The 26,166-nt window shown below is 61.0% G+C and carries 21 protein-coding genes; 11 read left to right on the top strand and 10 right to left on the bottom strand.

Features of this window, described 5'->3' with window-relative positions; all coding sequences use genetic code 11:
* Window positions 1-144: 144 nt before the first annotated feature.
* Complete coding sequence (locus tag EDY99_RS18655) at window positions 145-1,086, top strand: nucleoside hydrolase (RefSeq protein ID WP_046687885.1); 942 nt, start codon at window positions 145-147, stop codon at window positions 1,084-1,086.
* A gap of 694 nt (window positions 1,087-1,780) precedes the next feature.
* A complete protein-coding gene (locus EDY99_RS18660) occupies window positions 1,781-3,460 on the top strand; it encodes a PglL family O-oligosaccharyltransferase (RefSeq protein WP_046687886.1) in 1,680 nt (559 codons plus the stop codon).
* A 60-nt stretch (window positions 3,461-3,520) separates the two neighbouring features.
* On the opposite strand, the gene EDY99_RS18665 is transcribed toward EDY99_RS18660, so the two are convergent.
* From EDY99_RS18665 to csrD, 10 genes are all read right to left on the bottom strand, one after another.
* A complete protein-coding gene (locus EDY99_RS18665; RefSeq protein WP_033644908.1) occupies window positions 3,521-4,285 on the bottom strand; it encodes a CDP-diacylglycerol diphosphatase in 765 nt (254 codons plus the stop codon).
* A 151-nt stretch (window positions 4,286-4,436) separates the two neighbouring features.
* Window positions 4,437-5,882, bottom strand: coding sequence for a metalloprotease TldD (gene tldD / locus EDY99_RS18670; protein WP_033651236.1), 1,446 nt, complete (start codon window positions 5,880-5,882; stop codon window positions 4,437-4,439).
* A gap of 7 nt (window positions 5,883-5,889) precedes the next feature.
* Window positions 5,890-6,750, bottom strand: a complete 861-nt coding sequence (nit1, locus tag EDY99_RS18675) for a deaminated glutathione amidase (protein ID WP_033644455.1) — start codon at window positions 6,748-6,750, stop codon at window positions 5,890-5,892.
* Window positions 6,747-10,550, bottom strand: a complete 3,804-nt coding sequence (gene yhdP, locus EDY99_RS18680; RefSeq protein ID WP_033651235.1) for an AsmA2 domain-containing protein YhdP — start codon at window positions 10,548-10,550, stop codon at window positions 6,747-6,749. Before yhdP ends, nit1 begins: the two co-directional genes overlap by 4 nt.
* A gap of 88 nt (window positions 10,551-10,638) precedes the next feature.
* Window positions 10,639-12,108 (bottom strand): ribonuclease G, encoded by a 1,470-nt coding sequence (gene rng, locus EDY99_RS18685; protein WP_019453170.1) that lies wholly within the window; start codon window positions 12,106-12,108, stop codon window positions 10,639-10,641.
* A gap of 38 nt (window positions 12,109-12,146) precedes the next feature.
* Window positions 12,147-12,731: a nucleoside triphosphate pyrophosphatase gene (locus tag EDY99_RS18690; protein WP_033644452.1), complete on the bottom strand. Its 585-nt coding sequence runs from the start codon at window positions 12,729-12,731 to the stop codon at window positions 12,147-12,149.
* Between the two features lie 10 nt (window positions 12,732-12,741).
* Window positions 12,742-13,230 (bottom strand): rod shape-determining protein MreD, encoded by a 489-nt coding sequence (mreD, locus tag EDY99_RS18695; protein WP_004936918.1) that lies wholly within the window; start codon window positions 13,228-13,230, stop codon window positions 12,742-12,744.
* Window positions 13,227-14,252 carry a rod shape-determining protein MreC gene (mreC, locus tag EDY99_RS18700; RefSeq protein WP_033644451.1) on the bottom strand — a complete coding sequence of 342 codons (1,026 nt, stop codon included), beginning with the start codon at window positions 14,250-14,252 and terminating at the stop codon, window positions 13,227-13,229. Before mreC ends, mreD begins: the two co-directional genes overlap by 4 nt.
* Before the next feature lie 94 nt (window positions 14,253-14,346).
* Window positions 14,347-15,390 (bottom strand): rod shape-determining protein MreB, encoded by a 1,044-nt coding sequence (gene mreB / locus EDY99_RS18705; RefSeq protein ID WP_003855260.1) that lies wholly within the window; start codon window positions 15,388-15,390, stop codon window positions 14,347-14,349.
* A 412-nt stretch (window positions 15,391-15,802) separates the two neighbouring features.
* The gene (gene csrD / locus EDY99_RS18710; RefSeq protein WP_033644450.1) at window positions 15,803-17,737 is read right to left on the bottom strand and encodes an RNase E specificity factor CsrD; all 1,935 of its coding nucleotides are present in this window, start codon (window positions 17,735-17,737) and stop codon (window positions 15,803-15,805) included.
* A 204-nt stretch (window positions 17,738-17,941) separates the two neighbouring features.
* Between csrD and EDY99_RS18715 the strand changes: the two genes are divergently transcribed.
* From EDY99_RS18715 to prmA, 9 genes are all read left to right on the top strand, one after another.
* The gene (locus EDY99_RS18715; protein ID WP_033644448.1) at window positions 17,942-18,919 is read left to right on the top strand and encodes an MDR family oxidoreductase; all 978 of its coding nucleotides are present in this window, start codon (window positions 17,942-17,944) and stop codon (window positions 18,917-18,919) included.
* 156 nt (window positions 18,920-19,075) lie between these two features.
* Window positions 19,076-20,077: a protein-methionine-sulfoxide reductase catalytic subunit MsrP gene (gene msrP, locus EDY99_RS18720; RefSeq protein WP_089195228.1), complete on the top strand. Its 1,002-nt coding sequence runs from the start codon at window positions 19,076-19,078 to the stop codon at window positions 20,075-20,077.
* Window positions 20,078-20,677, top strand: coding sequence for a protein-methionine-sulfoxide reductase heme-binding subunit MsrQ (gene msrQ / locus EDY99_RS18725; protein WP_016930241.1), 600 nt, complete (start codon window positions 20,078-20,080; stop codon window positions 20,675-20,677).
* Between the two features lie 287 nt (window positions 20,678-20,964).
* Window positions 20,965-21,417, top strand: a complete 453-nt coding sequence (gene aroQ / locus EDY99_RS18730) for a type II 3-dehydroquinate dehydratase (protein WP_004936891.1) — start codon at window positions 20,965-20,967, stop codon at window positions 21,415-21,417.
* A 32-nt stretch (window positions 21,418-21,449) separates the two neighbouring features.
* Window positions 21,450-21,917, top strand: coding sequence for an acetyl-CoA carboxylase biotin carboxyl carrier protein (gene accB / locus EDY99_RS18735; protein ID WP_033636178.1), 468 nt, complete (start codon window positions 21,450-21,452; stop codon window positions 21,915-21,917).
* Between the two features lie 12 nt (window positions 21,918-21,929).
* A complete protein-coding gene (accC, locus tag EDY99_RS18740) occupies window positions 21,930-23,279 on the top strand; it encodes an acetyl-CoA carboxylase biotin carboxylase subunit (RefSeq protein ID WP_033651233.1) in 1,350 nt (449 codons plus the stop codon).
* A 151-nt stretch (window positions 23,280-23,430) separates the two neighbouring features.
* Complete coding sequence (locus EDY99_RS18745; protein ID WP_033644445.1) at window positions 23,431-23,673, top strand: YhdT family protein; 243 nt, start codon at window positions 23,431-23,433, stop codon at window positions 23,671-23,673.
* A complete protein-coding gene (gene panF, locus EDY99_RS18750) occupies window positions 23,663-25,108 on the top strand; it encodes a sodium/pantothenate symporter (protein WP_004936863.1) in 1,446 nt (481 codons plus the stop codon). Before EDY99_RS18745 ends, panF begins: the two co-directional genes overlap by 11 nt.
* A gap of 11 nt (window positions 25,109-25,119) precedes the next feature.
* Window positions 25,120-26,001, top strand: a complete 882-nt coding sequence (prmA, locus tag EDY99_RS18755; protein ID WP_033644444.1) for a 50S ribosomal protein L11 methyltransferase — start codon at window positions 25,120-25,122, stop codon at window positions 25,999-26,001.
* The last annotated feature ends 165 nt before the right edge of the window (window positions 26,002-26,166 follow it).

Here is a 26,166-nt window from a genome sequence, read left to right on the forward strand (position 1 = left end):
AAAGCCCGGCGATGAGGATTTACGTTTCATTACATCGTAATAATGGCAAGGCTTTGATGCCGTTAACAAAAGCATCATCGGCATTATCCCACGCCGCTGCGCTGCGTTATGCTGCGGGCACCTCTCCCTGCATCAGGAATAACCATGAAAAAAATCATACTGGACTGTGACCCGGGGCATGACGACGCCATCGCCCTGCTGCTGGCCTGGGGCAATCCGCAGATCGACCTGCTGGCGGTCACCACCGTGGTGGGTAACCAAACGCTGGACAAAGTGACGCGCAACGCCCTCGCGGTGGCGCGCATCGCCAATATCACCGGCGTGCCCTTCGCCGCCGGCTGCCCGCGCCCGCTGGTGCGCAATATCGAAGTGGCACCCGACATTCACGGCGACTCCGGCCTCGATGGCCCGGTGCTGCCGGAGCCTCACCTGCAGCTGGACTCGCGCCACGCGGTGGATCTGATCATCGATACCGTGATGGCCCACCCGCCCGGCAGCGTGACGCTGGTGCCGACCGGCGGCCTGACCAATATCGCCATGGCGGTGCGTAAAGAGCCGCGCATTGCCGAGCGGGTCAAGGAAGTGGTGCTGATGGGCGGCGGCTATCATGTGGGCAACTGGAGCGCGGTGGCGGAGTTCAATATCAAAATCGATCCCGAGGCGGCGCACATCGTGTTCAATGAAAAATGGCCGCTGACCATGGTCGGGCTGGATCTCACCCACCAGGCGCTGGCCACGCCGGCAGTCTGCGAACGCATCGCCACCCTCGGCACCCGGCCGGCCACCTTCGTCGGCGAACTGCTGGCATTCTTTGGCCGTATGTACCAACAGGCGCAGGGCTTCAGCGCCCCGCCGGTGCACGATCCTTGCGCAGTGGCCTATGTGATCGATCCGAGCGTTATGTCGGTGCGCAAAGTGCCGGTGGATATCGAGCTGACCGGCACCCTGACGTTGGGCATGACGGTCGCGGACTTCCGCGCGCCGCCGCCGCCGGACTGCCACACCCAGGTCGCGGTCAAACTGGATCAGGATAAATTCTGGGATCTGGTGGTGGATGCGCTGGAGCGGATCGGCGACGTGGAGTAAGCGCACAAGAGACGAGATTAACGCGCTTGGGCAGGCGCGTTAGTCTGTATTCTGCCGCGGCAACGGGGAGGCTCAAGTCATAACCGCTTTTATTTCCAATGCAGCAGAACAATCCTAATAATAAATTATTTCATGAAAATTTAAAAAAACAGATAAAGACAGGAAGAATCTTAATAAAATTAAAACCATGAAAATCACATTGAATTTAAAAATCAGCAATGGAAAACGATGAAGTAAATCTCCACCGTCACGCCGCCATTGACGGCATCAATTAAACAAGCAGATACCTCTTTTATTCTTCACACTGCCTGCCAATCTAGGCCGTTGCCGGGATACCCCACGATATCCACACACGCAAGAACCACAAACAACCCATTGATTTTAATTAATAAAAACAACATTAAGATTAAAAATTGACTGAATCACAATAGATTTGAGAAAATAGCGCGTCTGTTTTTGCAAACAACAAAAATGCCTTTTGCGAGTGAAAAATACGGCTTAACCTTTCTTTGGGCAAACAGCCTCGCGCATTCTCAGGGCAAATATTATTTATCGCTTTACCATAAAGACGGTTTAAATTTCCCGTGAGACATTTTCGATTTCAACATTACACGCATTTCAACACCAGGATAAAGGATAGGGAATAATCAAAGCATGCATTTAATAAACGCTATCAGGCCTTGGCAGGTTAACCATGGCCGATAAATCTCCCGCTAACGCAGCGACCATCGCCGTGCTGCCCCTGCTGCTGATCTGGATGGCGGCGGTCCTGCCGGTCTATCATCCCAACATGGGCGGCGACGGTCTGGCGCTGCCGCAAAACATTCTGGCCTGGGGCGTCATGGCGCTCACTACGCTGATCGTGACGTTTACCGTTTGCCTGGGTCGCATCCACCTTTCGCTCACGCCCACCGCGCGCCTGTTGCTGCTCGGCATCGCCGTGCTGGCGCTGCCGTTGCTGTATACCCGCCCCGAATGGCGCGAAGACGCCCTGTGGCGCTGCGCCGGTTTGCTCGGCGGTTGGTTGTTCTATGTCGCCTGCCTGCAGCTGCGCGTCACCGCACGGCAGCGCGAGCTGCTGCTGTTCGGCCTGTTGTTTGCCGTCGGCATTCAGGCGTTGTTGGCGGCTTTACAGCTGTTCGCCCCCGCGCTGGCCTGGGTATCCCCTAACGGCGGCCGGGTCTACGGCGTCTTTCAGCAGCCGAACGTGCTGGGCAGCTTTATCGCCACCGGGCTGGCTTTGGCGCTCTGGCTGCTGCTGGCTCCCTTCTCTGCGCCGACACGGCGGCAAATCCCGCTGCTCGCGCTGCTGGCCGCTTTCTCCGCCCTGCTGGTGCTGATCCAGTCGCGCGCCGCCTGGTTGGGGGCCGCATTGGCGGCGGCGCTGCTGCTGTGGCGCTTTGCCCGCCAACGCCCGGCCGCAAGCCGCTGGGCCGGCGGCGCGCTGCTGCTGGGCGCCGCGATCGGTCTGACGGTGCTGTTCACCGGTTTTGGTCTGGATGGCCGCGCTGGCCTGATCGGACGGGAGCTTTCCAACAGCGCGCGCCTGACCATGCTGCACGACGTCGGCGCCATGATCCTGGCCAAGCCGCTGCTGGGCTGGGGCTACGGCGGCTTTGAATACAGCTTCGCGCACTTCCGCCTGCAGACAATGCCCTGGAGAGAAGTGCTGGAAGTCGCCGGGCATCCGCACAATGAAATCCTGCTGTGGTGGGTCGAGGGCGGCCTGACGGCGCTGGCGGGTATCGCTATCGTCCTTGCCGCCGGCGTACGGCTGCTGAAAAGCGCCTGGCAACGGGATCGAGAACAGCAGAACGGTGCGCGCGTCGGCCTGTTCCTGGTGCTGCTGCCGATGCTGATACACACTCAGCTGGAATACCCTTTCTATCTGTCTGCGCCGCACTGGCTGGCGTTTCTGCTGCTGCTGGCGCTGCTGGACGGCCAAACCGGCGAGCCCCGCCCGCTGCCGTTCGCCAAAGCCCTGAGCCTGCCGGTGGCGCTTGCGGCGCTCGGCGTGCTGGTGATGGCGGCCTTCGCCTGGCAAGGGCGCATGGCGCTCACTCAGTCGGAGCGCACTATGCTGGCCAACATCGACAGCATCGAGCAGATGCCGCCGCCGGCCGCCTGGATCTACCGGGAGCGCAAAACCTTCGACGAGCAATCTCACGCGCTGCTGGTCTATAACCAAACGCGCGATGATGCCCTGTTGACCGGCTATCGGCAGTGGGCCAATGCCTATCTGCAGCACCGCATCGACGCCAACGTCTACGCCACGCTGATCATGATCTTGCGCTATCAGGGGGATCAGGCACAAGCCGATGCTCGCCAGCGGGAAGCCGCTTTTCTGTTTGCGCGGGATGCGCGGTTCAGGTAGGGACAACGAGGTGAGAGCGATGCTTCGCCGCTCTCACCTGCGTCATTTTATGTCGCAAAATTAACGCGGCAAAATCGCGCACTCTTTATCCAGCAGCGATTCTACCGAAGCGCGGTTGCCGACGTCCCAGCCGCGCTTCGAGGCCAGCAAAATAAACCCCCGTTGGCCGCCAAACGTAGTGGGCACTAACGCCACGCCATATTCCGCCATCTGCGGCGGCGACAGATGGAAATAATCCGCCAGATCCTTAATCGGGTAAACGCCCATCGCGGTTGGCTGCATCACGCGGCGCGCGTAGTAGGTGTGGCGCAACAGCTTATCCGGCAAGGGCCGCCATTGTTCCTGTATGTAGGGACGTTCCGCCTGCAATTGACGCCGCACGTCCTCACGCAGACAGGTCAGGTGAATATGCAATTGGTTTTGGCTGCGGCCGTATGCGGAGTTGATCGCCATGCCCAACATATCATCCGGCACCGGCCCGCCATATTCGGCGGCCAGCCGATAACGCATCAGCCAGGCATAGCCAAAATAGTCCGTCCGTTCCCCGGCCAACAGCTGCGGGCTTTCGATGCCGGAGAGCGGCGCCGTCGGAACCAGAATAAAATGATAGGGGTAACGCGGATTTTGCAGCACGCTAAAGCCCTGGGCCTTCCCCTGCGGCATATAAATCTGCTCACAGGGCGCCGGATCGCGCTTTTGCTGATAATTGGCCATGCAAAGCTTATCGACCACGCCCCACAGCGCATCGGAGCGGGCGCAGCCCGTCAGGGACAGGACGCCCAGCGCCAGCAGCCAACGCCGGGCGGGTATAGCCAGACGCGTCATCATCGTATTGCTCTGTTTTTTCGCCACGTCAATTTTATTCCATTATATCGTGCAGGCTACGGCGTCCTGCCGCGCTTAGCGTTACGAATGCGAGAAAGGCCGCAAAATGGAGCATGATTGAGGGGCCAACGCGTGGCCCCTGGAGGAAAAATTACGCCGTGCCGCCGACGGTGAGCGTGTCCAGTTTCAGCGTCGGTTGGCCGACGCCCACCGGCACGCTCTGGCCTTCTTTGCCGCACACGCCCACGCCTTTATCGAGCGCCAGATCGTTGCCGACCATCGAGATCTGCTGCATAGCCTCGATGCCGGAGCCGATCAGCGTCGCCCCCTTCACCGGTTTAGTGATGCGGCCCTTCTCGATCAGATAGGCTTCGGTGGTGGAGAACACGAACTTGCCGGAGGTGATATCCACCTGGCCGCCGCCAAAGTTCGGCGCGTACAGGCCGTACTCAACACTGGCGATGATCTCTTCCGGCGTCGATTTACCCGCCAGCATGTAGGTATTGGTCATGCGCGGCATCGGCAGATGCGCGTAGGACTCGCGGCGGCCGTTGCCGGTCGGCGCGACGCCCATCAGGCGCGCGTTGAGCTTGTCCTGCATGTAGCCTTTCAGCACGCCGTTTTCGATCAGCACGTTGTACTGGCCCGGCACGCCTTCGTCGTCGATCGCCAGCGAACCGCGGCGCCCTTGCAGGGTGCCGTCGTCCACCACGGTACACAGCTCAGACGCCACCCGCTCGCCCATATGGCCGCTGAACACCGAGGTGCCGCGCCGGTTGAAGTCGCCTTCCAGGCCATGGCCCACCGCTTCGTGCAGCAGCACGCCCGGCCAGCCGGCACCCAACACCACCGGCATATTGCCGGCCGGCGCCGCTACCGCGCCGAGGTTGACCAGCGCCATGCGCACCGCTTCTTTAGCGTAAGCGTCGGCGCGCACGTCGCCGTCGACGGTTTCCAGGAAGTAGTCATAGCCGAAACGGCCGCCGCCGCCGCTGGAGCCGCGCTCACGCTTGCCGTCCTGCTCCACCAGCACGCTGACGGAAAGGCGCACCAGCGGGCGAACGTCCGCCGCCAGCGTGCCGTCGGTGGCGGCCACCAACACCTGCTCGTAAACGCCGGTGATGCTGGCGTTCACTTCCTGCACCCGCGCATCGGCGGCGCGCGCCACCTTGTCGACGCGGTGCAACAGGGCGATTTTCTCTTCGCGCGGCAGGCTTTGCAGCGGATCGAGCAGCGGGTACAGCGCTCGATAACCGATTTCGCCCAGGGTATGCGCCCGCCCGTCGCCCTGCTCGCGCACGATGCTGCGCGCCGCCTGGGCGCTCTGCTGCAGCGCATTCAGAGTGATCTGATCGGCATAGGCGAACCCGGTCTTCTCACCGCTGACGGCGCGCACGCCGACGCCCTGGTCGATATTGTAAGAGCCATCCTTGATGATGCCGTCCTCGATCACCCAGGCTTCGTGATAGCTGGACTGAAAATAGAGATCGGCGTAGTCGATACGGCGTTCTGCCAGTTGACCCAGTACCGAGTACAGGTCTTGATGACTCAGCTTGTTGGTAGCGAGTAACTGCTCACTGACAAACGTCAGACTCATAATGGTTTCACTCTTGATTGGAGGATAACTTGTCAGACGGCGCCGTCAGCGACGTCTGGAATCGGTTGTGCTGCAGCACCGGCATCTGCGCACGAATATTTTTCAGGCTTGCGGCGTCCACGCGCACCTTCAGTGCCGCCACGGCGTCCGGGTTCTCGGCCAGTACCTTGCCCCAGCCGTCGACGGCCAGCGTGTGGCCCCAGGTGCGACGGGTCGGCCCGTGGCGCCCCACCTGCGCCGGCGCCAGGATCATGCACTGGTTCTCGATCGCTCGGGCGCGCAGCAGGATTTCCCAATGCGCCTCGCCGGTTACCCGCGTAAAGGCCGCCGGCACCGAAATCAGTTCGGCGCCCTGCGCCCGCAGCGCCTGGAACAGCGCGGGGAAGCGCAGATCGTAGCATATGGTCATGCCCAAACGCCCGACCGGCGTATCCACCACCGTCAGGTGCTGCCCATGCTGGTAGGTATCCGACTCGCGGTAATGGCCGTGCGCGTCGTTGATGTCCACATCGAACATGTGCAGCTTGTCGTAGCGGGCGCGGATCTCGCCCTGCTCGTCGAACAACAGGCTGCTGGTGGTGATAAGCTCCGGGTTCTCACGGCTGACGAGCGGCATCGAGCCCACCAGCAACCACACGCCATAGCGGCGCGCCAGTTCGCGCACCGCATTCTGCAGCGGGCCATCGCCCTGTTTTTCCGCCTGTTGGCGGTAGGCTGCGGAGTTGGCGAACAGCAGCGCGTTCTCCGGCGTCATGACCAGTTTTACCCCGGCATTGAGCTGCTTAATCTGCTGTTCAATCTGGGCCAGGTTATCGCGCACCTGATCGCCACTGCACAACTGCAACAACGCAACGTTAGCATTCCTCATGACGCCTTATCCTCCTTTGACTTACGCTGTACCTCATTGATCTTCGGCTGGTCGAGATCGCCGCCGATATGGTAGCGAATCAGCGAAATCTTGCTCCACAGCGGCCCCAGCACCTGCGAAGCGGCGAACACCGCCGCGCCGACGATCGGGTTAACGACAAACGCCGTGGCCACGCCGACGGTCGCTGAAATCGCCGGCGCCACCACCGCTTCCATATCGATGCGGCGGCGCGCCAAATCGATCTGGCCGCTCATAGCGATATCCGCCGCCAAGCCGTCGATCAATAGATTATCAGTATGCATTATGCCATCTTTCAGCCAGGCGGTACTGCGGATGGAATCAAAGTAGAAGCCTTTGCCGAAGGTATCGCTGAAGTCGAACTGCAGCTTGCGCAGCAAAGCGTCGAAGCTGACCAGCCGCAGCAGCTGACCGGCGCGGCCGCCGCCCATGCTGTCGATCTCGCCCTTGCCCATTTTGACCTGCAACGCGCCGCTCAGCGTATCGACCCGCGGCTGCCACGGCGTGCCATGCCAGTACAGATCGAAATCCACGTCGTAAGGCGCTCCCTTGAGCGGAATGGTGATGCCAAAGAAGGCGGCGGTTTCATCAATCTTGCCGCCGAGCAGCTTGCCTTTCAGCGAGCTGCGCTCTTCTTGCGCGTTTTGTTTCCACAGGCCGGTGGCGGTCATGCGCCCTTGGCCGGTATCGACCAGGCCGTGATCCAGCGTCAGAGTATCGCCCCGATTAGTCAGATCCGCCTCGACCTTGCCGAGGTTCTGCCCCAGTACCCAGCACGACTTGCAGCGCAACATCAGCGAAGGCCAGTCGCGGAAGGAAACTTTTTCGGTCGACGGCGGCGGCGTGCCCGCCGCGCTTTTCGTCTCTGCGAACTGCGGGTTGTAATACAGATAATTGATATCGGCGCGCCACGGCCCGCGATCGGCCACCCGCAGGCTGCCGTCCACTTCGTCGCTCTTGGCGCTCACGAGGGTAGCGCCAAGCTGTTTCTCGGCCGACAGCGTCAGCTTATGCCAGGCCTGGCCGCCCAACAGCAACTGCGGCGTGGTCAGCGCCACGGTGGTGGGGAAGCTGAAACCGCCCACCTGGCCGCTGCCGCCGCCCTGTTTCAGCGCCGGCGCGAGCAGCGCCAGCCACTGCTCACCGTCCAACGCCGGCAGATTCAGCGTCATCGACTTGCCGGCCGGCAGCGGCGGCGTGCCGCCCCCGTTGGTTTGCCAGGCGGCGCGCGCCAGATTCACCTGTTTTTTATCGAAGTTCCATTCACTGTTGAAACGGTTCTGTTTGCCCGCGCTACCGGTCAACATGAAGCCGTTCAAACCGCCTTTGACCTTGACGTTCACCGGCAGCGCCTCTCCTGGCGCCTTGTCCAGCGGCGAAGGTAAGTGACTGCTCACTTTCTTCAAATCCGCGTCGAGACCGATATCGTAGCTGGCCGAACCTTGGTGCGGCAGCGTGATGGCCACCTGGCTCTGCCAGGGCGCGCTGCCGCTGAGCGCATCGGCGGCCTCTTTCGGCAGGCCGGGGAACTTGCCCGGCTGCCAGTCTCCTTTCAGACCAACGTTGACCTTGTAGTCACGCTCGCCTTCCTGCGTAGTGAAGTTGACCGCCACCGGTTGCCCAAACCAGTTGGCCGACAGGGTGTCGCTCTCCAGATTGCCGTTGTTGAAACGGAATTTGCCGCTGAGCTTCTGCAGCTCGCTTTCCAGCGGTTTTATCAGCAACGAATTATTGTTCAGCGCCACTTCACCGGTGGCTTTGACCTGCTCGCCGTCCAGCGGGATATCTAGATGTAAGCGCCCACTGACATCGCCGCCGATCTGCAGCTGCTCCAGCGCCGCCCCCAGCGAATCGTGCAACGGCGTCTGCATAAAGTAGTCATGCACATCGCTGCCCGCACCTGCGACTTCGGCGTCGATCAGCAATCGCTCTTTCAGGTAATCCGGGATCACCGCGCTGATATTTTTACCCGCCACCTTGCCCAACCGGGTTTGCGGCGCATGCATCCACAGCCCCTCGTTGGCGAAATCGAGATCGATCGCCAAATCGGTCAGCGCCGGCCAGCCCGGTTGGAACTGGAAGGTGGCATGGCGCAGCGGTACGAAGACTTCGAACTGTCCTTCGTTTTTGCGATACGGGAAGTGCTGCGGATCGCCGGAATAAATCAGCGTGGCGTTATCCACCTGGCCGCCCTGAATGGCGCCGCTCAGGTAGTCCACCAAATGCTTGCCCATCAACGGTTCCGGGAAATAGCGCCAGGCGTCGGCGCCGTCATACAGGCGGATGCCCGCCAGGATGTTCAGCCACGGATCGCCCTTGGCCGGCTGCTGATAACGGAAATCGCCGTTGACCCACAGCGACTTCGCCTTGACGTCCAGCCCCTGGCTCGCCAGTTCCCAGCCCTGATCGTTATAGCGCCAGGTCAGCGCGCCACGCGCGCTGCTGATTTCAAGCGGGGCGCGGAACATGTCGCCGTAAGGCAGGGTGCTGTCGGTGAGCCCCAGCGTCAGGCGGCCGTTCTCCACCCCGCCGCTCAACGCCCCGGAGAAGTGGTTAACGCCCGGCAGCAGTTCCCAACGCTGCCAGCTGACATCGCGCCACAGCGCCTGGAAACGGCTCTTTTCCGGCTGCTTGAGCGGGATGTCCAGCGCCAGCGCTTCCAATTGCCCCTGCGGCTGCAGATCGTTCCAGCGGTCGAGCACGTCCGGGCTGAGGAACGAGAAGGTCGGCAGCAGCGCCGACAGACGCTCCAGCTGAATATCAGTCGCGCGCACACGCAGTTCTTCATTCTGCGCCGGCCCCATGAATTCGGTGTTTTCCGGCAGCCACAGCGCGGAAAGCCCCCCCTGCGGCCAGGCCTGGCCGTCGGTGCTCAACCGCAGTTGCGGCACGTCGAGCTGCCAACCGGTGCCCTGGCGGCGCAGCGACAGCGCCAGATTATCCACGTCCAGCCGGTGCTGCGCGGCGCCGGTGTCCCAGTTCGCCGCCCCCTGCTTGAGCAACGCATTGCCGCCGGCGATCTGGCCGTTCTGCACCTGCAGCCAGGCCGCCAGGCTGAAGTCGGCGCTTTCCAGCCCGGTGTTGGCGCGCAGCCAGCGGGTAAACCAGGGTTTCATATCGATGTTATCGGCCTGCAGGTAGACCGTGCCGGTATCCAGCAGGCCCTGATTATCGCGCAGGTCCATGCGCAGCTGCACCACGCCGTGTTGGCCGTTCAGCGTCGACAGGCTGATCTGCCCCTCGGCGCGGTGGCGATCGCGGCCGTTGAGCCAGGTCAGCTGAGGAATGTCAAATTCGGCGCGCGCGCCGGCGGGCGTCAGGAACGAGATACGGCTGTCGCGCAGATCGAAATGATCGAGCTGGCGCAGCATCAGATCGCTGATTTTGCCCGGCTCAAGGCCTTCGCCCTGCTGGTCGCCGCCCAGCGTGGCGTTCAAGTCGAGGCGGAATTGGTAGAAGGTCAGATCGCGGAACTGCCAGCGCCAGTGCAGCAGCGACTGCCACACGTCCAACGCCAGCGTCACGCGCTCGATATGCACATCGCTTTTGGGCAGCGTAGCGCTCAGGTTGCGCATTTCAAGCTGCGGGCCGAACGTTTCCCAGCTGCCCTGCACGAAATCCATCCGCACGGGCACGCCGGACAGCTTCTCCACCTGCGCCAGCAGTTGGGGGCGGTAGTCGTTCAGCTTCGGCAGCATCAGGCGCAGCCCGCTGATCAGCAGCGCCACAATCACAATTAGGGTGGCGCCTGTTGCTAACAGAATCCCAGGCAGTCGCCTCACGCAGTTCTCCTTGCTCCGCTGCCTGGCAACGGGAATATCTATGCACTGACGGGCCCGGCGTGCCGGGCCCCTACCGATGTCGGGCGGGCTACATCATGACGACGTCGAACTGCTCCTGGCTGTACAACGGTTCGATCTGCACCTTCACCTGTTTGCCGACGAAGATCTCCACTTCGGCCAGCGCGTGCGACTCTTCGCTCTTCAGCGCTTCGCCGACCGCCGCGGAGGCGTACACCAGGAAGCGATCGGAATCGTAGGCGTGATGCACGCGCACAATTTCGCGCAGGATCTCGTAGCACACGGTTTCCACCGTTTTCACGGTGCCGCGCCCATTGCAAGTAGGACAATCGTGACAGAGCACATGTTCAATGCTTTCACGCGTTCGTTTACGCGTCATTTCAACTAAGCCTAGCTGAGAGAAGCCGTTGATCGTGGTTTTTACCCGATCTTTACTCAACGCCTGCTCCAGCGAGTGCAGCACCCGGCGGCGATGCTCTTCGTTGTTCATATCGATGAAGTCGATAATGATGATGCCGCCCAGGTTGCGCAGCCGCAGCTGGCGGGCAATGGCCTGCGTCGCCTCGATGTTGGTATTGAAGATGGTTTCATCGAGGTTGCGGTGGCCGACGAAGGCGCCGGTGTTGATGTCGACGGTGGTCATCGCCTCGGTCTGATCGATGATCAGATAACCGCCGGACTTCAGCTCCACCTTGCGCTCCAGCGCGCGCTGGATCTCGTTTTCCACATCGTACAGATCGAAAATCGGTTGGCTGCCGGTATACAGCTCCAGCTTGCGGGTGATGTCCGGGATATACTCGCCGGTAAACTCCACCAGCAGATCGTGCGTCAACCGCGAATCGACGCGAATGCGATCCAGCGCCGCGCCGGCGAAGTCGCGCAGGATGCGCTGCGCCAGCGCCAGCTCGCCGTACAGCTTGTATTTGGTCTGGTTGCGCTTCTTGCGCTCCATCACCTTGGTCCACAGGCGTTTGAGGAACGCAGCGTCCTGCGCCAGCTCCTCCTCGCCGATGCCCTCCGCCGCGGTGCGGATGATAAAACCGCCCAGCTCGTCGCAGTGCGGCGCAACGATGGACTTCAGGCGTTCGCGCTCGGCTTCGCTTTCAATGCGCTGCGACACGCCGACGTGCGCCGCGCCCGGCATGAAGACCAGATAGCGCGAAGGCAGCGTAATGTCGGTAGTCAGACGCGCGCCCTTGGTGCCGAGCGGATCTTTCACCACCTGCACCATCAGGTCTTGCCCCTGGCGCACCAGCTCGGCGATGTCGCGCACGTGGAAGTTTTTCCGCTCGTCGCCGGCGACGCATTCGGTATGCGGCATGATGTCGGAGGCGTGCAGGAAGGCGGCCTTGTCCAGGCCGATGTCGACGAACGCCGCCTGCATCCCCGGCAGGACGCGGCTGACGCGCCCTTTATAGATATTGCCGACGATGCCGCGTTTGGATTCGCGTTCGATATGAATCTCTTGCAGAATGCCGCCATCGATATAGGCGACCCGCGTTTCAGACGGTGTGATATTAACCAGTAGCTCAGCTGTCATGCCTTCTCCTCAGAGCCGGTCGATAATGGCAGCGCCCATCAACCGGTTCTTACATCACGTAATGCGACAAAATTACTGAGCAGCTCATGTGTTTCGACCAGTGGCAGACCGACCACCGCGTGATAACTCCCGGTTATCGTTCTGACGAAACAACCACCCTTTCCTTGAATGCCGTAGGCGCCCGCTTTATCCATCGGTTCGCCCGTAGCAATATAGTCGCGGATATCCTGTTGCGACAGGCTGCGGAACGTCACGTCGGTCACCACCAGCTGGCAACGCACGTCTTGGCGATCGGCGATCGCCACCGCCGTCATCACCTGATGCTGTTTGCCCGACAGGGCCGCCAGCATCTGTGCCGCATGGGCTTCGTCGCGCGGCTTCTCCAGCACCCGGCCGTTGAGCACCACGATGGTGTCGGCGCCCAGCACCGGCCGATCTTCCTGCGCCAGCGCCACGCCCGCTTTGGCCTTGTCCTGCGCCAGGCGGCGCACATAGGCTTCTGCGGCTTCGCCTTCCCGGCGCTGCTCTTCGGTATGCGTCAACAGGATGTCGAACGATACGCCCAGCAGGGTCAGCAGTTCACGTCGACGTGGGGAGCCGGAGGCCAGATAAAGCGAAGTCATTGAGATACCCTTACTGTACGGCGAACTGACGGCGGATTTTGCGCATCAACAGGAATAACCACGGCCACAAAATGCCGTTTACCACACTACTCCAGAACACCTCTGGGCGGAAAGAGACGTTGATCACTAAAAACTCAGCCCAGAACACCACCACGTCCATCGACAGCGACAGCAGCACGACGATCAGCGCCTGTTGCCACAGCGCCATATTGCGGAACAGTTGGAATTTGAACGCCACCAGGTAGGCGATGATGCCCAGCGCCAGCGCGCGCACGCCCAGCGTGGAGCCGAGGATCAGATCCATGATCAACCCCAGCACGAAACCGGTGCCGACGTTGACGCGGTGCGGCAAGGCCATCACCCAGTAAATGAGGATCAGCACCAGCCACGAAGGCCGGAACATGTAGATCTGTTCCGGCCACGGCATGATTTGCAGCACCAACGCCACCAGGAACGACAGCCAGATGATCCAGCGCCCGTGGCTGCGGTAACTGTTCATTGCACCACTCCCGCCGCGGCAGGCTGGGCTGGAGGCTGGGCAGACGCCGGAGCGACGGTTTGCGGCGCCACGCCGGTGGCCGGCGCCGGCAGCTGCGGCCCGACCGAACCGGCAGGCGGCAACACCTGCGGCATCATCTGCATCAGGCGCTCATTGGCCACGCGGTGAACTTCGTCCGGCGGCAACGGCATGTCGCCGTTGCGATCGGCGCCCCACAGCAGCAGCAGGTAGCGCAAGCGCTGCAGACCGGCGGTCGGCCGTGCCTGAATCACAGTGTAAGCGCGTTGATTGTCGACCTTGACCGAAGAGACTACCGCCACCGGATACCCTTCCGGGAAACGGCCGCCGAGGCCGGAGGTCACCAGCACGTCGCCAACGCGGATATCGGTATTGTTCGGCAGGTGTTCCAGCTGCAGATCGTCGGCGCAGCCGCTGCCTGCGGCGATCACCCGAATATCGTTGCGCAGCACCTGAATCGGCAACGCGTGCGAGGCATCGCAGATCAGCAGCACGCGGCTGGTCACCTTCGCCACCGCCACGACCTGGCCAACTACGCCCTTGTCACTGATCACCGGCTGGCCTTCATAGACGCCGTTATCCGACCCTTTGTCGATAACGACCTGGTCGCTGTACGGATCGGAACCGGTGGAGATCACCTGGGTGACCATCTTGTGTTCGTCCTGGCGCAGCGGGGAACCCAGCAGCTCGCGCAAGCGGGCGTTTTCCTGCTTGAATTGGCCAAGAAGAAGAATATCGCTGTTTTTCAGCAGCAGTTCCTGCCGCAGAGCTCGGTTTTCCAGCTCCAGCTGTTGGCGGGTGGCCAGCGTTTCCGACACGCTGTCCAAAACTTTACGCGGCCCGTTGGCCAGAAAATAGAAAGGGCTGACTGCGGTGTCCATGTAGTTACGTATCTTCACGAACGTGCCGAGCCGGCTGTCGGCAACGATCAGGCCAATGGCCGCGATCACCGCCAAAAAAAGTCGCAGTTGCAGGGAAGGCCCCCTGCTAAAAATCGGCTTCATAAATTATGCGAGTTCCTCGACAACAGAAAGAGGAACCGTACCCGATTTTCGCTGTGCGCATTCATCCGATACGATTCCTCCTTCCAGGGGCTGACTATTCTTCGCTGAACAAATCGCCGCCGTGCATGTCGATCATTTCCAACGCCTTGCCGCCGCCGCGCGCCACGCAGGTCAGCGGATCTTCCGCCACCACGACCGGGATGCCGGTTTCTTCCATCAGCAGGCGATCGAGGTTGCGCAGCAACGCGCCGCCGCCGGTCAAGACCATGCCGCGTTCGGAAATGTCGGAGGCCAATTCTGGCGGGCACTGCTCCAGCGCAACCATCACCGCGCTGACGATGCCGGTCAGCGGCTCTTGCAGGGCTTCGAGGATTTCATTGGAGTTCAGGGTAAAGCCGCGCGGTACGCCTTCAGCCAGGTTACGGCCGCGCACTTCGATTTCGCGCACTTCGTCGCCCGGATAGGCAGAACCGATTTCGTGCTTGATGCGCTCTGCGGTGGCTTCGCCGATCAGCGAGCCATAGTTGCGGCGCACATAATTGATGATGGCTTCATCGAAACGGTCACCGCCGATGCGCACGGAAGAGGAGTACACCACGCCGTTCAGCGAGATCACCGCCACTTCAGTGGTACCGCCACCGATATCCACCACCATGGAGCCGGTCGCTTCGGAAACCGGCAAGCCTGCACCGATCGCCGCCGCCATCGGCTCTTCAATCAGGAACACTTCACGCGCGCCGGCCCCTTGGGCGGACTCGCGGATAGCGCGGCGTTCAACCTGGGTTGCGCCGACCGGCACACAGACCAGCACGCGCGGGCTTGGGCGCATAAAGCTGTTGCTGTGAACCTGTTTGATAAAGTGCTGCAGCATTTTTTCGGTCACGAAGAAGTCGGCGATCACGCCGTCTTTCATCGGGCGAATAGCCGCGATATTGCCGGGGGTGCGGCCCAGCATCTGTTTGGCGTCATGACCGACGGCCGCTACGCTCTTTGGGGAGCCGGCACGATCCTGGCGAATGGCAACCACCGAAGGTTCATTCAGTACGATGCCTTGCCCTTTAACATAAATCAGGGTATTGGCGGTACCCAAGTCGATGGACAAGTCGTTGGAAAACATGCCACGAAATTTCTTAAACATAACGAAAGGATAATCCTGCAAGCTGGGGGCGGAAAATAAAATCCGCCTACTTTACCAACCACACGAAGCAGCGACAAGGCGCAAAAACGTTCTACTTCGGTGAAAAATAGTCTGTATTGTTTCTGCTCGAATGCACGGAAATTGGATGAGGCCTGAATTCCCTGAACAAAGGCTCAGTTTACCACCCTGTCAACGCACGAAACGGCGTAACACAGCTCATAAAATCTAACATATTCCCTGATTGCCGCCGGTGGTAAGCACCTACCAACGTCAACCAGATAAAGGCAGACAAGAGCCTATCTCAAATAGGCGTTGTTGTCGCAGGCAGTTTGGAAAAAACTCCAAAAAGACGGTAACGAGGCCCAGATGGATCCGGTCCTCATTCTACGTCAATTTTTGTCCGTCAATCAGCTTAAACACGATAACGACGTGAATATTTTTTACGCCCCACGTCGATCGGTTCCGGCGACGCGAAAAAGTCGCCCTGCCCGCCATGGATCCCACGCTCTTTCAGCGTCTGCCATTCGTTGCGCGTACGTACGCTGGCAGCGAACACCTGAGCGCGCGTGCCCGCGCAGGCGCCGGTCAGGCTCTGCACGAACAGCTGATTTTCGTCCCGCTTATCGATACTCCGCACCAACCCCGGGTGGAGCTTGACGATCTCCACCTGCAACGACTTGATATAGGACGTACTGACCACGGTTAACCCCGCTTTGGACACCGCCAGGCGGCAACCCAGCCCTGACAGCAACCTCAGCACCGGACGCAAACGGTCGATATGTTGACACACATCTGCCTCCGCAAGTTCAATCAGAATTCGTCGACGCTGACTTTTTTCGCACTGCAACAGCGTATCGCGCAGCCAGCGTTGGAAAGAGCGCTGCAAAATCGAGTCCACGCACAGCGGGAACGCCAGCGTTTCTTCAGGCCACTGCGCCAGCAACGGGATGATGCGGCTCACCTGTTGGCGATCGTAACTCTCCGCCAACCCCAATTGCTCCACCAGCGGCATATATTCCGCCGGCAGCAATTCCTGGGCGCCGTCATAAATTCGGCTCATGATCTCACGGTGGTGCACCTCGCCTTCCACGGTCACCGCCGGTTTCTGATACAGCCGCGGGCCGCCGCGCGCCAGCACCTGTTCCAGCAGCGTGCGCCACTTGACGCTGCCGCGCCCCTTTTCCGGCACCTGGCTGTCGTACACGTACCAACCGTTTTCGCCCTGCAGCGTGGCGTGCCGCGTCGCCTGCTCCGCGTAATCGATCACCTGCTCCGTGGTCTGGCCGCTGCGGTACGCCACGATGCCGATGTGCAGGAAGGCCTCACGGTCGATCATCGCCGTGGAAGGCAAGGCATCGATGGCGTTGACCAGCTGTGAGGCGATGCCGTCGGCCTCCTTCAGCGTGCGATGCGGCAGCAAGACGGTAAAATCGCTGTGAAAATAGCGCGCCAGCAGCGCCGACGGATAGCGCATCACGAAGGTAGACAGCAGATTGACCAGCGAATACATCAGCTCCTGCACCGCTACGCTGCCGTGCGTGTCGCGCAGGGTCTCGAAATCGGGCAGCCGCACCATCATCACGATGCCGTGCGAGCCTTCCTCTTCCAGCTGAGTGGTCAATTGGTTATCGAAGAACAGGCGATTGTTCAGCCCGGTTTTGGCGTCCTGCGCGGCGAAGGCGCGGATCAGCGTATCGACCCGGCTGCGCTCCTCCCGGGCTTCCGCCAGATCGGCCAGCAGGCGGTCGAGCGCCCCGCTGACGTTGGCCGGCCATTCGCGCACGTCGCCCTGCATGACGTTTTCGCGCTCGCCGTTCAGAATGCGCCGCGCGCGGCGCTCCAGACGATCCTCGCCGTCGGCCTGTTCACGCAGCCAGCGCAGGCTGAACAGCAAAATCACCACCATAACGACGATCGACAGCGTGACGGCGGCCGTGGATTGCAACGTGCGCACATCGCTGGCGAAGGGATCGAGGTAGGTGATTTGCAGCGTACTGCCCGGGTGCTGCAACAGCGGGCGCGAGACCTGACGATAGCCGTTCAGCGCATCCCAGGGCTCTTTTTTCGCCGTCGGCAATTTATAGTCGAGGAGCTTGCTGGCGCCGGCCTCTACGCGGATCGACACAATGCCGAGCGGGCGCATGACAATCGGCAACCATTTCTCCTGATCGCGCGGCGACTCGCGCAACATGGCTTGATCGAGAGACGTGACCAGCGAATCAAAGCGACGCTCCTGGCGATCCTGGGTAACGTAAAAGAAGCTGTATGAGCATCCCATCAGCATCAAAAACATCGCCAGCGCGACCAACAGAGTGATCAATGCAGAGAGTTTGGTGGTAAATCGCATCCCTGTGCCTTGTCCGCTATGGTTAAGTGAGTGTTCACCCTTTAGCTAAAAGGGGCCGTCCAACCCTAACAAGCCTTGCTGAGGAATTAAACCTGCAAGCGCCGTTTTTGTCCTTTATCAGGACTTGGGCCGCTTATTATGCATATAGTCAAATAAATGTGATTCAGCCATTGATAGAAAAGTGTAAACGAGAGGAAGAGTGACATGCGTGCACTGTTATTGGAACAACAAGACGACCAAACTCTGGCTCATATCAAAGATATCGGCAGCGATCGGTTGCCGGAAGGCGATGTTACCGTCGACATCAACTGGTCCAGCCTGAACTACAAGGATGCGCTGGCGATCACCGGGAAAGGCAAGATCGTGCGTCATTTCCCGATGGTGCCGGGCATCGACTTCGCCGGCACCGTGCGCCACAGCGGTGACGCTCGCTTTAAAGAGGGGCAAAGCGTGGTGCTCACCGGCTGGGGCGTGGGTGAACACCACTGGGGCGGCCTGGCCGAGCAGGCTCGCGTCTCCGGCGAGTGGCTGGTGCCGCTGCCGAACGGCCTGGATGAGCGCAAGGCGATGATCATCGGCACCGCCGGCTTTACCGCCATGCTGTGCGTGATGGCGCTGGAGGAAGGCGGGGTACACCCGGACGACGGCGATATCCTGGTTACCGGCGCCAGCGGCGGCGTGGGCAGCACCGCCATCGCCCTGCTGGCGGCGCTGGGGTACCGGGTGACCGCCATCAGCGGCCGCGACAGCAATACCGACTACCTGAAAGCGCTCGGCGCCAAAGAGGTGATGTCGCGCGATGGCTATATCGACACGCCGCGTCCGCTGGAGAAACAGCTGTGGGCCGGCGCGGTGGACACCGTCGGCGACAAACTGCTGGCCCGGGTGCTGGCGCAGATGAACTATAACGGCACCGTCGCCGCCTGCGGCCTGGCCGGCGGCTATCAGTTGCCGACCACCGTGATGCCGTTCATTCTGCGCAATGTGCGCCTGCAAGGGGTGGACTCGGTGCATACGCCGCTGCATCGCCGCCAAACCGCCTGGGAACGGCTGGCCGGCATTCTGCCGGACAGTTTCTATCAGCAGGCCACGCACGAAATCACCCTCGAACAGGCGCCGGCCACCGCCGCCGCGCTGCTGAACAACCAAATCACCGGCCGCACTCTGGTGAAAATCCGCTGACGGACTCCCCCCGGCGACGGGGGGCTCACCGGCGTCTGCGAAATTTCATATTTTCCCGCGTCCCCTCGCTTCCGGCCGGCTTTAGCGCCATGCTTATTTCATGGAGCCCCGTTAACCGCTCGCGGGTGGCGGGCATCAGTCGCGGAGAACATAAGCATGAACAAACACCCCAAATTGACCGAGGCCGACGTCACGCCGGAGAGCGTATTCCACCAGCGGCGCAAAGTGCTGCAGGCGCTCGGCATCACCGCCGCCACGCTGGCGCTGCCTACCGGCGCACAGGCGGACCTGCTGTCGTGGTTCAAAGGCAACGATCGTCCCAAGGCGCCGCCGGGCAAAGCGCTGGAATTCAGCAAACCGGCCGCCTGGCAGGCGCAGCTGGCGATGACGCCGGAAGACAAGGTCACCGGCTACAACAACTTCTATGAGTTCGGCCTCGACAAGGCCGATCCGGCCGCCAACGCCGGCGGGCTGAAGACCGAAGGCTGGAAAGTGCGCATCGACGGCGAAGTGGCGAAGCCGATAACGCTGGATATCGACGATCTGATGAAGCGTTTCCCGCTGGAGCAGCGCATTTATCGCATGCGCTGCGTCGAGGCCTGGTCGATGGTGGTGCCATGGATCGGTTTCGAGCTGGGCAAGCTTCTCAAGCTGGCCGAGCCGAACGGCAACGCGCGCTACGTGGCCTTCCAGACGCTGTACGATCCGGAACAGATGCCCGGCCAGAAAGATCGCTTTATCGGCGGCGGCCTGAAATATCCCTACGTCGAAGGGCTGCGGCTGGACGAGGCGATGCATCCGCTGACGCTGCTGACCGTCGGCGTGTACGGCAAAACCCTGCCGCCGCAAAACGGCGCGCCGCTGCGGTTGATTACGCCGTGGAAATACGGCTTCAAAGGCATCAAGTCGATCGTGCATATCCGTTTGGTACGCGATCAGCCGCCGACCACCTGGAACCAATCTGCGCCGAACGAGTACGGTTTTTACGCCAACGTGAATCCGCACGTCGATCATCCGCGCTGGTCGCAGGCCACCGAGCGTTTCATCGGCGCCGGCGGCATACTCGACGTCAAACGCCAACCGACCCTGCTGTTTAACGGCTATGCCGATCAGGTGGCGTCGCTGTATCACGGCATGGACCTGCGGGAGAATTTCTAAGTGCGCCTGACGCCTGTTCATATCAAATGGCTGAAAGCCGCCCTGCATCTGGCGGCGTTTTTGCCCTTTCTCTGGCTGGTGTTGGCGGTGGATCAGGGCTGGTTCAGCGCCGATCCGTCCAAGGACATTCAGCATTTTACCGGCAGGATGACGCTGAAACTGCTGCTGGCCACGCTGGCTATCGCCCCGCTGGCGCGCTACGCCCGGCAACCGCTGCTGATCCGCTGCCGCCGCCTGGTCGGGCTGTGGTGCTTTGCCTGGGGCACGTTGCACCTGATAAGCTACTCCACGCTGGAACTGGGGCTGAGCAATCTCGGCCTGCTGGGCAGCGAGCTGGTGAACCGCCCGTATCTGACGCTCGGCATCCTCACCTGGCTGATCCTGCTGGCGCTGGCGGCCACCTCGACGCTGTGGGCGATGCGCAAACTGGGCGCCAAATGGCAAACGTTGCACAACTTCGTCTATCTGGCGGCGATCCTCGCGCCCATCCACTATCTGTGGTCGGTCAAAACGTTTTCACCCCAGCCGTTCATTTACGCGCTGTTGGCGGTGGCGCTGTTGGGCCTGCGTTACAAGAAATTCCGCGCCTGGTGGCGCTGAATCGCGCGGCGGCGCGTGGGATTGCCGCTGAAAAACGCGCGCCGCCGGCGGGAACTTTTTTTGTGTTCCAGCGCTCATATTCCTGTCACGGCTCCCCGAGTTCGTCGATTTGGGGTTGAATATCTTCGCTGATAAGACCAGTATTTAGCTGCGAATTGCTACGATATCGTTATAATGCCCGACCTTGTTTCTGTTCTCAGGGTGAATTTGCCCCTTAACAGGTGACAAATCGGTAACATCGGGTTATTTTCTACGATGATGGTTTTATTGCCGGAGATACCAGCACAATGGCGGATAAGTTTCACATTTTGCTTCTGAACGGCCCCAATCTCAATCTGCTGGGGACGCGTGAGCCGGAGAAGTACGGCAGCACGACGCTGACAGAGATTGTTAACGGATTGGAAAACCAGGCATCCGCATTGGATATTACCCTGAGCCATCTGCAGTCCAACGCCGAGCATCAGCTGATCGATCGCATCCATCAGGCGCGCGGCAATACCGATTTCATTCTGATAAATCCGGCGGCGTTCACGCATACCAGCGTGGCGCTGCGCGATGCGTTGCTGGCGGTGCAGATCCCGTTCATCGAGATCCACCTGTCCAACGTGCACGCCCGCGAACCTTTCCGCCATCACTCTTATCTCTCAGACGTAGCGGTAGGCGTGATTTGCGGCCTCGGCGCGGATGGCTACGCTTTCGCTTTACAGGCAGCGGTTAACCGTCTGTCGAAAACCCACTAATTGCTCCACAAAAAGAGTACGGAATCACACTCATGGATATTCGTAAAATCAAGAAACTGATCGAACTGGTTGAAGAATCAGGCATTTCTGAACTGGAAATCTCTGAAGGCGAAGAATCGGTTCGCATCAGCCGTGCCGCACCGGCGCAGGCTTATCCCGTCATGCAGCAGGCCTACGCGATGCCGGCACAGCAGCAGCCAGCCCTGGCTAACGCCGTTGCCACCGCGCCTGCGGCAGAAACCCCTGCAGCACCGGCGGCCGTGAGTGGCCACGTCGTTCGTTCCCCAATGGTAGGCACCTTCTACCGCACCCCAAGCCCGGACGCGAAAGCCTTCGTGGAAGTGGGCCAGAAAGTGAACGCCGGCGATACCCTGTGCATCGTTGAAGCCATGAAAATGATGAACCAGATCGAAGCGGACAAGTCCGGCGTCGTGAAAGCCATCCTGGTGGAAAACGGCCAGCCGGTCGAATATGACGAGCCGCTGGTCGTCATCGAATAACGAGGCGCCCCCATGCTTGATAAAATTGTTATCGCCAACCGCGGCGAGATCGCGCTTCGCATCCTGCGTGCCTGTAAAGAACTGGGCATCAAGACCGTTGCGGTTCACTCCGCGGCCGACCGCGATCTGAAACACGTTCTGCTGGCCGACGAGACCGTCTGCATCGGTCCTGCGCCATCGGTAAAAAGCTATCTGAACATCCCGGCCATCATCTCGGCGGCGGAAATCACCGGCGCAGTGGCGATCCACCCGGGCTACGGCTTCCTGTCCGAGAACGCCGACTTCGCCGAGCAGGTTGAACGCTCCGGTTTCATCTTTATCGGCCCGAAAGCCGAAACCATCCGCCTGATGGGCGACAAGGTTTCCGCGATCAACGCCATGAAAAAAGCCGGCGTGCCCTGCGTACCGGGCTCCGACGGCCCGCTGACCGATGACATGGATAAAAACCGTGCCTTCGCCAAGCGCATCGGTTATCCGGTGATCATCAAGGCCTCCGGCGGCGGCGGCGGCCGCGGCATGCGCGTCGTGCGCAGCGACAAAGACCTGGAGCAGTCCATCAACATGACGAAAGCGGAAGCCAAAGCGGCTTTCAACAACGACATGGTGTACATGGAAAAATACCTGGAGAATCCGCGTCACATCGAGATTCAGGTATTGGCCGACGGCCAGGGCAACGCCATCTATCTGGCCGAGCGCGACTGCTCCATGCAGCGTCGCCACCAGAAAGTGGTCGAAGAAGCGCCGGCGCCCGGCATCACCAGCGAAATGCGCCGCTATATCGGCGAGCGCTGCTCGAAAGCCTGTGTGGAAATCGGCTATCGCGGTGCGGGCACCTTCGAGTTCCTGTATGAAAACGGCGAGTTCTATTTCATCGAAATGAACACCCGTATTCAGGTAGAGCACCCGGTTACCGAAATGATCACCGGCGTGGATCTGATCAAAGAGCAGCTGCGCATCGCTGCCGGTCAGCCGCTGTCGATCAAACAGGAAGAAGTGAAGATCCACGGCCATGCGGTAGAATGCCGTATCAACGCCGAAGATCCGAACACCTTCCTGCCGAGCCCGGGCAAGATCACCCGCTTCCACGCGCCAGGCGGTTTCGGCGTGCGTTGGGAATCTCATATCTACGCCGGTTATACCGTACCGCCGTACTATGACTCCATGATCGGCAAACTGATCACCTACGGCGAAAACCGTGACGTGGCGATTGCCCGCATGAAAAACGCCCTGGCTGAACTGATCATCGACGGCATCAAAACCAACGTTGAGCTGCAGCAGAAGATCATGAACGACGAAAACTTCCAGCACGGTGGCACCAACATCCACTATCTGGAGAAGAAGCTGGGTCTGCAGGAAACCTAAGCAGGCACGCAGCATCGTCTGACGAAAGGCCGGTTAATCACCGGCCTTTTTCTTTGGCGCTGACGCCAGTAACGGCTTGGCAAAACGCCGTCATGCCGTAAAATTCCCTACCTTTGATGAATCCATCACCGTAAACCTATGGGAGACACGGATGGACAAACGCTTTATTCAGGCGCACCGCGAAGCGCGCTGGGCGCTGGGGCTGACGCTGCTCTACCTGCTGGCCTGGGGGCTGGCGGCCTACCTGCCGGACAGCGCCATCGGCGTCACCGGCCTGCCGCACTGGTTCGAAATGGCCTGCCTGCTGGTGCCGCTGCTGTTCATCGGCCTGTGCTGGCTGATGGTGCGCACGGTGTTCCGCGACATTTCGCTGGAGGACAGCGATGCAAACTGAAGTGATCCTGCCGCTGGTCGCCTACCTGTTGCTGGTGTTCGGCCTGTCGGTGTATGCCTATCGCCGCCGTCAGAACGGAAATTTCCTCAGCGAATACTTCCTCGGCAACCGCTCGATGGGCGGCTTTGTGCTGGCGATGACCCTGACCGCCACCTACATCAGCGCCAGCTCGTTTATCGGCGGGCCCGGCGCCGCCTACAAATACGGCCTGGGCTGGGTACTGCTGGCGATGATCCAACTGCCGGCGGTGTGGCTGTCGCTCGGCGTGCTGGGCAAGAAATTCGCCATCCTGGCGCGGCGCTACAACGCCATTACCCTCAATGACATGCTGTATGGCCGCTACCAAAGCCGCCTGTTGGTGTGGCTGGCCAGCCTCAGCCTGCTGGTGGCGTTCCTCGGCGCCATGACGGTGCAGTTCATCGGCGGCGCCCGCCTGTTGGAGACCGCCGCCGGCATTCCTTATGACACCGGCCTGCTGATCTTCGGCATCAGCATCGCGCTGTACACCGCCTTCGGCGGCTTCCGCGCCAGCGTGCTGAACGACGCCATGCAAGGGCTGGTGATGCTGCTTGGCACCGTGCTGCTGCTGGTGGCGGTGATCCATGCCGCCGGCGGACTGGACAGCGCAGTAAGCAAACTGCAGCAGATCGATCCGGCGCTGGTGTCGCCGCAGGGCGGCGATCAGATCCTCAGCCTGCCGTTTATGGCGTCATTCTGGATCCTGGTGTGCTTTGGGGTGATCGGCCTGCCCCACACCGCCGTGCGCTGCATCTCCTACAAGGACAGCAAGGCGGTGCATCGCGGCATTCTGCTCGGCACCGTAGTGGTGGCGGTGCTGATGTTCGGCATGCACCTGGCCGGCGCGCTCGGCCGCGCGGTATTGCCCGATCTCAAGATTCCCGATCAGGTGATCCCAACGCTGATGATCACCGTGCTGCCGCCGTACGCCGCCGGGATCTTTTTGGCGGCGCCGATGGCGGCGATCATGTCGACCATCAACGCCCAACTGCTGCAATCCTCCGCCACCATCATCAAGGATCTCTACCTGGGCGTGCGGCCGCAGCAGATCCACAACGAGCGATTGATCAAGCGCTTCTCCAGCCTGACCACGCTGATCCTCGGTCTGCTGGTGCTGCTGGCGGCCTGGCGGCCGCCTGAGATGATCATCTGGCTCAACCTGCTGGCTTTCGGCGGGCTGGAGGCGGTCTTCCTGTGGCCGCTGGTGCTGGGCCTGTATTGGGAACGCGCCAATGCACAGGGAGCGCTTAGCTCAATGGTGTCGGGTGCGGTATGCTATACGCTATTGGCCAGCTTCAACCTGCAACCGGCGGGGCTGCACCCTATCGTGCCTTCGCTGTTGCTCAGCCTGTTGGCGTTTTATCTCGGTAACGTCGTCGGCGAAAAGCGCCGGGCGGCGTCATCATTACCCTCTTGAAGAGAATTGCTATGCCTTGGATCCAACTCAAACTGAACACCACCGGCAGCCAGGCGGAAGACCTGAGCGACGCGCTGGTGGAAAGCGGCGCCGTGTCGGTGACCTTCCAGGACACCCACGACAATCCGGTGTTCGAACCCTTGCCGGGTGAAACCCTGCTGTGGGGCGATACCGATGTGATCGGCCTGTACGACGCCGAAACCGATATGGCCGAGGTGGTGGCGATGCTGGAACAGCACCCGCTGCTGGGCGCCGGTTTCCGCCACAAGATAGAACAGCTGGAAGACAAGGACTGGGAGCGCGAGTGGATGGACAACTTCCATCCGATGCGCTTCGGCGAGCGCTTGTGGATCTGCCCGAGCTGGCGTGACGTGCCCGATCCCGACGCGGTCAACGTGATGCTCGATCCGGGCCTGGCGTTTGGCACCGGCACCCACCCGACCACCGCGCTGTGCCTGCAGTGGCTGGACGGCCTCGATCTGGCCGGCAAAACCGTTATCGACTTCGGTTGCGGCTCCGGCATCCTGGCGATCGCCGCGCTGAAGCTGGGTGCGGCGCGCGCTATCGGCATCGACATCGATCCCCAGGCCATTCAGGCCAGCCGCGACAACGCGCAGCGTAACGGCGTTTCAGAGCGTCTGGAGCTGTATCTGCCGAAAGACCAGCCTGCCGACCTGCTGGCGGACGTGGTGGTCGCCAACATCCTCGCCGGCCCGCTGCGCGAGCTGGCGCCGCTGATCGGCTGTCTGCCGAAGGCCGGTGGCCATCTGGGGCTGTCCGGCGTGCTGGCCAGCCAGGCGAGCAGCGTAGCGGAAGCCTACGCAGAGAAGTTCACGCTCGACCCGGTCGCCGAGCGCGAAGAGTGGTGCCGCATTACCGGTCGCCGCAAGTAAGCGTCACGGTATAGTGCCCCTCTCGTCCACCGGCCCTGCGCCGGTGGATTTTTTTTGTCCGGCGATCGGCCCTCGGGCGGCACAAAATTTTATGCAATTTTTCGCCGCTCAACGACGGATCGCCCTGAGAATGCGCCTTCCAGGCAGGCTATCCCGGCAAAAATA

This window comes from Serratia sp. LS-1 (genome assembly GCF_003719595.1).
In the GTDB taxonomy this organism is placed as follows: domain Bacteria; phylum Pseudomonadota; class Gammaproteobacteria; order Enterobacterales; family Enterobacteriaceae; genus Serratia; species Serratia ureilytica.